Here is a 5,250-nt window from a genome sequence, read left to right as displayed (position 1 = left end):
CCCCTCCGGCAGATACACAGCACGCGCATCGCCATCGAAGTCAGCCGCCATGGCCTCCAGAACAGACCGGTACATACCGGCAATCCGCCGGCCGTATTCCTCGCTGAGTGCGGGGATGCCAACGGTCAGGATGATGTATCCGCCTCGTGACGAGACGGTGAGCGGAAGCTCCGTGGGACTGTCGTCGATACCGCCGAGGGGATCGATGAGCCCGGTGTCGACCTGGCGGAAGTCCTGGTAATTGAAGAAGACGTCGATGAGGCGGCCGCCACCGGCCTCGCGCTGGATCTCCGGCATCGGGAAGCGGCGGTGGCCCCACAGCTCCACCTCCCGAGCGAAAGTACGCTCGACAAGCTCACGCCAGGTGCGCGCAGTCCGGTCGGCCGGGAAGGGGAGGGTGTTGAGGTACATGCCGTACACCCGGTCCGCGCCCAGGGCCTCGGGACGGGCATCGAAAACCAGGCCGGTATGGAAGGCCGGCTCGTCGGTGAGCATGCTCATCACCTTCAGATGGGCAGCCACCATCACGCTCTTGAACGAGGCGTCCGTCGCCGTCGCCAGAGCGCGCAGCCGATCTTCGAGGTCGTGCCACGGCACCGGGATCTGGTGCGTCCGCTGCGGCGCGTCCGCAGCATCGTTCCATCCGGTGGGAAGGGTGAACTTGGTGTAGTCGCTGACGATGCCGGCCCAGTACGCGCGGTCCTCGTCGGAGGCGAGGGATTCCAGCTCACCGGCGATGAAGTCCGCGTAACGGACGTCGGGCGCATCGTAGGGCTCGGGCTCCAGACCGTCGCGCAGCCGCATGTAACAGCCGAGGAGTTCCATCAGGAGGGAGTGGTAGCTCCAGCCCTCCATGATCGGATGGCACTCGGTCACCGAGATCCACCAGCCGTTCTCCTCCGTCGTATGCGCGAAGTAACGCATCAACGGAGGCTTGGCGAAATCAAATGCCTTCGCGCGCTCGGCGGCCGTGAACTCACGCAGCTTCTCGTGCTGCTCTTCCACGGCCAGGTTGCCGAGGTCGGCCACACCTATGACCGGTTCGGCAGCGGCGTGAACGAGCTGCATCGACACTGAATAGGTCGAAAGGTCGATAGAGGTCCGCAGTGTCTCGTGGCGAGCGACGACAATACGGCCGGCTTCGGCGAATGCCTTGTGGGAGAAGGGCTTGTCGTCGCGGATCCGGTAGGTGGAGACGTTGTGATAGTGGTTGCGGCTGGTGTCCGCCAGCATTTCCACGACCATGCCGGTCTGCGTCCGCGAAAGCGGATAGGCATCCACCACCCCGATCGGCAGCTTGGCCCGGTCCTCGGCGGAGACGAGCGCGAAACGCTCCACACTCGTCAGCGCGGCGGATTCCTCGGTCACCTCCTGACCGTCGAGCAGTTCGGCGAGGGCGGTGACGGTGCGGGCGGCGAAGACATCACGTACGGCGACATCGAAGCCGGTGGTGCGGAGGGCGCCGACGAGGGCGACGGCTCGGATGGAGTCGCCGCCGAGGTCGAAGAACGAGTCCTCGACACCGACCCGCTCCACGCCCAGGACCTCCGACCACACCGCTGCGATGCGCTCCTCCAACGGCGTGCGCGGCGCGACGTACTCACCGCGCGCGAAGGCATCCTGTTCGGGGGCGGGCAAGGCACGCTTGTCCAGCTTGCCGTTCGCCGTCAGCGGGAGGGCCTCCAACTCCACGAACGCGGCCGGAACCATGTACTCGGGCAGAGCACGACCCAGCTCGGCGCGTAGTGCGGCAAGATCGACGGTGGCGCCGGGGGCGAGAACGTAGTAAGCCACCAGGCGTTTGTCACCCGGGGTGTCCTCGCGAACGGTCACCACAGCGTCACGGATCGCGTCATACGCGGACAGGACGGTCTCGATCTCGCCCAGCTCGATGCGATAGCCACGGATCTTCACCTGGTCGTCGATGCGGCCCAGGAACTCCAGACTTCCGTCCTCACGACGACGCGCCAGATCACCACTGCGGTACAAACGCGAGCAAGGAGTACCGAACGGGTTCGGCACAAACCGCTCCGCCGTCAGCGCCGCACGCCCCAGATAACCGCGCGCAACACCCGGACCACCCACATACATCTCACCGGGGACGCCGACCGGCACGATGTTGCCAAGCTGGTCGAGGAGATAAATCGCCAGATCGCTCAGCGGATGACCGATCGGGTTGCCCGCATCGGCAGCGAAGTCCTTCTTCTCCAGCCGGTAGTACGTGGAGTGCACCGTGGTCTCGGTGATGCCGTACATGTTCACCAGTGCGGTCTTCTCCAGACCCACCCGGTCCACCCACGGCTGAAGCTCGGCAACCTCCAGTTTCTCGCCGGCGAAAATCACCGCCCGCAGAGAGAGCCGGTCGATACGCGGGTCACCGTCAGCAGCCGCGCCCACCAGCGAACGGAACGCGGACGGAGTCTGAGACAACACCGTCACCCGCTCCCGCACCAGCAGATCCAGGAACTCATCCGGCGACTGCGCCACCTCACGCGGCACGACGACCACACGGCCGCCATGCATCAACGCACCCCACATCTCGAACACCGACACATCGAACGCATACGAGTGGAACAGCGAGAACACATCCGACTCGTCGAACGCATAATGCTCCTGCGACACGGCAAGAAGCCGCACCACATTCGCGTGCTCGAGATTCACACCCTTCGGACGCCCCGTCGAACCGGACGTGTAAATCACATACACCGTGTTGTCCGGCGACACCACCACACCCGGATCCGACGCCTCACACGCCGCGACACCATCCCGGTCAGCACCATCCAAAACCACCACAGCGCCGTCATGGAAACCATCGACCAGCGACAGCAGACCCGCCTGCGTCACCACCACCGACACCCCGGCATCCGACGCCACATACCCCAGCCGCTCAGCAGGATTCACCGGATCCAACGGCACATAACCCGCACCCGACTTCAAAACACCCAACAGCGCCGGGACCAGATCAACCCCACGCTCCAGGCACACACCCACCAGCGACTCCGGACCCACACCCAGCCCGGACAGATAACGCGCCAGACGATTCGCCCGCGCATTCACCTCGCCATACGACAACTCCACATCACCAGCGACAACCGCCACCGCATCAGGATCGAGAGCCACCTGCTCCTCGAACACCTCATGCACACACCGCTCCACCCGAGCGGACGTCCTCGGGCCCACCATCAGCAGCGACTTATCGGCCGCGCTCAGCATCTCCAGCTGCGCTGCCGGGGCCGACGGGTTCTCCACCGCCGCGCTCAGCAGCCGCAGCCAGTGCCCCGCCATTCGCTCGACCGTGCCGTGGTCGAACAGGGCGACCGGATATGCCAGCCGCGCACTCAGCGAACCATCACCGGCCTCGACCACCTGGAGTTCGAGGTCGGTCTTGGCCACACCACCGACGACTCCGAACGGAACGGACTCGAGGCCGAACAGGCCGTTCGCCGCCTCGGCCGACTCGTGCATCGTGAACGACACCTGGTACAGCGGCGTACGGGACATCTCCCGCTCAGGCTCCAGCTCGTCCACGAGCCGCGCGAACGGTACGCCCTGGTGGTCGTACGCGCCGAACACGGTCTCGCGGTTGGCTTCGAGCAGCTGCCCGAAGCTTTCGCCGCCGCCCCACCGTGCGCGCATCACCAGGCTGTTGATGCCATAACCGAGCATTGTCTGCAGCTCGGGGCGGCCACGCCCCGACACGACCGTGCCCACGGCCACGTCCGTGCGGCCCGCGTAACGCGACAGCACCAGCTGGTACGCGGTCAGCAGCACGACGAACGGCGTCACGCCGTACTGGGCCGCCGTCATCTTCAGCCGGTCGTCCAGCCCTGCCGGGAACGGGACGGTGACCTCGGCGCCCTCGAAGCTGCGCACCGTCGGCCTGGGGCGATCGGTCGGCAGTTCCAGGGGGGCGAGCCCGTCCAGCCGGCCCCGCCAGTAGCTCAGCTCGCGCTCCAGTCGCTCACCGGCCAGGTGCTCGCGCTGCCACACCGCGAAGTCCACATACTGCAGCTCCGGCTCGGCGAGCGCGGAAGGACGGCCGCCGGCAAGGGCCTGGTACAGGTCGCTGAGTTCTGTGAGGAAGAGCCGGGTGGACCAGGCGTCGCAGGCGATGTGGTGGAAGACGGCGATCAGCACGTGGTCGTCGCCGGCGAGCCGCACCAACGTTCCCCTCAGCGGCCACTCCCGCTCCAGGTCGAACGCCCCGGCCGACTCCGCGCGGAACACCTCCGCGGCGCGGTGCTCGCGGCTGTCCCCGTCGACGTCGCTCAAGTCGACCTCCGCAAGATCGACGGAGCGCGGCGCGTCGATCACCTGGACCGGAGCCGCGCCGTCCATGACGTAGCGGGTCCGCAGGATCTCGTGCCGGACGGTCATCTGCGACCAGGCCTCGCGCAGCGCGGCACGGTCCAGGGAGCCACGCAGCCGCACGGCGAGCGGCACCAGGTACTCGGCGCTGTCCGGGTCCAGCCGGTTCAGGAACCACATCTGCTGCTGACCGTACGACAGCGGCAGCGGACGCTCCCGGTCCGCCCGGCCGATCGCCTTCCGGCTGCGCCCGGTGGCCGTCGCCTGCTCACTGGCAGCGTCACGACCGCCGTTCAGGCGCCGTCGCAGCAGCTCCTCACGCGCCGACGTCCCCGCGTCCCGCGCGCCTGCCTGCCGGTTCTCCCCCGCGCTCACTTGCTCTCCCCCTCGTAGCGCTGCGACTCCGCCGTGACCTCGGCGTCTGTCATCTGCTCGATTTGGTCTCGTACTGCGGTCTCGACGGCCTCGCCGATGCCGGCGATGGTCGGGGTCTCGAAGACGGCCCGGACCGGGATGTCGACCTCGAACGCGGACTGGATCTGTGCGATCAGCCGGATGGCGAGGATCGAGTTGCCGCCCCGTTGGAAGAAGTTGTCGTGGACGCCTGCCGGACAGCCGAGCAGGTCCGTCCAGATCTCCGCGATCTGCTCCTCCACGAAGTTCCGCGGACCGACGATCTCACCGGTGGTGTCGTCGGGCTCCGGGAGGGCGCGTCGGTCGATTTTGCCGTTGGCGTTCAGCGGCATGGCGTCGAGTTCGACGAAGGCGGCCGGGACCATGTAGTCCGGCAACCGAACCGCGCAGTGCTCGGCCAGCCCCTGACGGTCGACCAGGTCCGCCGTGTCCGCAGGCACGTAGTAGGCCACCAGACGCTTGTCACCGGACTGGTCCTCACGCGCGACGACCGTGACCTCCCGCACAGCGGAATGCTCCGCCAGAACC

General features: G+C 67.0%; 2 protein-coding genes. Both read right to left on the bottom strand.

The genetic code is table 11. From position 1 onward, the window contains the following. Positions 1-4,683, bottom strand: a 4,683-nt coding sequence (locus ACFYZZ_RS45310) for an amino acid adenylation domain-containing protein (protein ID WP_389189957.1), incomplete at its 3' end; no start/stop codon positions are given. Further along, a partial coding sequence (locus ACFYZZ_RS45305) for a phosphopantetheine-binding protein (protein WP_389189955.1) occupies positions 4,680-5,250 on the bottom strand: 571 nt, incomplete at its 5' end. The genes ACFYZZ_RS45310 and ACFYZZ_RS45305, both read right to left, overlap by 4 nt.

Source organism: Streptomyces sp. NPDC001816, assembly GCF_042892235.1.
GTDB lineage: Bacteria > Actinomycetota > Actinomycetes > Streptomycetales > Streptomycetaceae > Streptomyces.
The sequence above is the reverse complement of the archived record's forward strand: the minus strand, read 5'-3'. Positions and strand labels throughout refer to the sequence as shown.